The organism is Candidatus Thiosymbion oneisti (genome assembly GCF_900092655.1).
Lineage (GTDB): Bacteria > Pseudomonadota > Gammaproteobacteria > Chromatiales > Chromatiaceae > Thiosymbion > Thiosymbion oneisti.
Genome location: NZ_FLUY01000771.1, coordinates 1 through 2430 on the forward strand (window position 1 = coordinate 1; position 2430 = coordinate 2430).

Below are 2430 nucleotides of genomic sequence, written 5' to 3' on the forward strand. Positions count from 1 at the left end.
TAGCCGGAAGGGCCAACGAAATATCGGTAGTCCCGGGAGCCGACAAGATGTCGGCGATCCCAGGGGCCGACAGGATGTCGGCGGTCCCGGGCCGGCTGGGACCGCCGTCTTTCAGACGGCTTACAGACCCCATCACCAGCTGGCGGCAACGCTCACAGCAGACGCCCTCTGGGCCGCACCGGATAACAACGCCGGATCGCCGGCAGGTGTGATTCCCGTGTATACCACCGGCCTGATGCCCTCCGCGGTGCGGAGCAACCAGCTTCCCACGCAGCGCGTGGGAACGAGAAAGAAACGATGTACTCGCAGGAAAGCCGGGGCCGTCCCTGAGTCCGACCTACGGGTCCTTCTGCCCGGCCCGCGCGGCGGCGAGATTCTGCCGCACGACCCGAGTGTTCGGATGCTCCGGGCCCAGCATGCGCTCAAAGACTGCCAATGCCTGCTCCAAATAGCCGATGGCCTTGTGGTATTCCCCGAGATTTTGCCAGGCCGATCCCAAGTTGTTGCGGTCTATCGCGACATCGGGATGGTCCTCGCCGTAGGTCTTGAGATCGCTGGCCAGGGCCTGCTCGAAATAGCCGATGGCCTTCTGGTATTCCCCGAGTGAATCCCAAGCCGATCCCAGGTTGTTGCGGTAGATCGCTACCCTGGGATGGTCCTCGCCGTAGGACTTGAGATCGCTGGCCAGGGCCTGCTCGAAATAGCCGATGGCCTTGTGGTATTTCCCGAGTGCCTTCCAGGCCATTCCCAGGTTGTTGCGGGTTGCCGCAACCCTGGGATGGTCCTCACCGTAGGTCCTGAGACCGCTCGCCAGGGCCTGCTCGTAATAGCCGATGGCCTTTTCGTACTTCCCGAGTGCCTGCCAAGCCCCTCCCAGGTTGTTGCGGACTGTCGCGACATGGGGATGGTCCTCGCCGTAGGTCTTGAGACCGCTCGCCAATGCCTGCTCCAAATAGCCGATGGCCTTTTCGTACTCCCCGAGTGCCTTCCAGGCCATTCCCAGGTTGTTGCGGTCTGTCGCGACCCTGGGATGGTCCTCGCCGTAGGTCCTGAGATCGCTGGCCAGGGCCTGCTCGTAATAGCCGATGGCCTTGTCGTATTCCCCGAGTGCCTTCCAGGCCGATCCCAGGTTGTTGCGGCCTATTGCCACATCGGGATGGTCCTCGCCGTAGGCGTTGAGATCGCTCTCCAATGCCTGCTCGAAATAGCCGATGGCCTTGTCGTATTCCCCGAGTGCCTGCCAGGCCATTCCCAGGTTGTTGCGGCCTATTGCCACATCGGGATGGTCCTCGCCGTAGGTCCTGAGATCACTCGTCAGGGCCCGCTCGAAATAGCCGATGGCCTTCTGGTATTCCCCGAGTTCTTGCCAGGCCATTCCCAGGTTGTTGCGGAGTGTGGCGACAGCGGGATGGTCCTTGCCGTAGGTCTTGAGGTCACCGGCGAGGGCCTGCTCGTAATAGCCGATGGCCTTTTGGTATTCCCCCAGTGCCTTCCAGGCCGATCCCAGGTTGTTGCGATCTCTGGCGACAGCGGGATGGTCCTCGCCGTAGGCGTCCAGGTCGCTTGCTAAGGCTTGCTCGTGGTAGTCCTTGGCGGCCTTGTAGTCGCCGAGGATCCATGCCAGCTCGCCCGCGCCCGCGAGGTAGCGGCTGTTTTCCGGCGCGAGCCGCACGGCTCGCCGGGCGTGTTCGTAGGCTTTTTGATAGCGGATCTCGTCCAGGGCGATGCGGCTGCGCTGATAGGCCGCCTCGGCGGTGGCCTGGACGGCTGCTTTGGTCCGGGCCTTGATTTGGGCAAAGAGCTGACCCGCCTGGCTCCGGTCGCCCTGGGCCAAGGCGGCCTTGGCCTGCTCCAGGAGCTCATCCGGGATCTGGCCGCGGATGCCTTCTAACTGGGCGATGCGTTCCTGCAGATCCTCGACATAGCTCTGGTGGCTGGCTTTGGCATCCGCTAACCGGCGTTCGATATCCGATTTCTCCTTTTCCAACACCCGGATCTCTCTCTCCAACACTTGGCGTTCCTTCTCCTGTACCCGGCGTTCCTCGGTCTGGGCCTGTTTCAGGCGTTTGGTGACCTCTTGCTCCCGTTCCTTGAGATCGGCCTTGTATTTTTCGGGGGTGATGCCGATCCGGATGTGGGTATCCCCTTTCTGCTTGTACTGGTCGCCGTGGGTGATGTCCCCGGTTCCCGTATGAGTGACCGGGGAGCCCTGGATGTCCTTATTTACCGCACCGCCGTTTAGGGTGACATGCACGGCCCAGCCGCCGCCGATTGCGGCAGCTATCGCGGCGATTGCCCCCAACAGGGCGATCCAAAATCTGCGCTGATCTTTCGTCATGACCCTTATTCCTAATGCAGCGTAGTAGAAATCCTAATGCCATTTGTTAATTGGACTTGTACCAGAACGAACCGCACCGAAGAACCACGGAT

At 61.6% G+C, this 2430-nt stretch carries 1 protein-coding gene; it reads right to left on the bottom strand.

The features are described from left to right. Positions 1 to 337: 337 nt before the first annotated feature. On the bottom strand, positions 338 to 2338 hold the full coding sequence (locus BQ17_RS08375; RefSeq protein WP_089726089.1) for a tetratricopeptide repeat protein: 2001 nt from the start codon (positions 2336 to 2338) through the stop codon (positions 338 to 340). Positions 2339 to 2430 lie beyond the last annotated feature (92 nt).

What these genes read in the sequence shown, in the direction of transcription:
- BQ17_RS08375 (WP_089726089.1), bottom strand. Translation starts at nt 2,338, where the DNA reads ATGACGAAAGATCAGCGCAGATTTTGGATCGCCCTGTTGGGGGCAATC.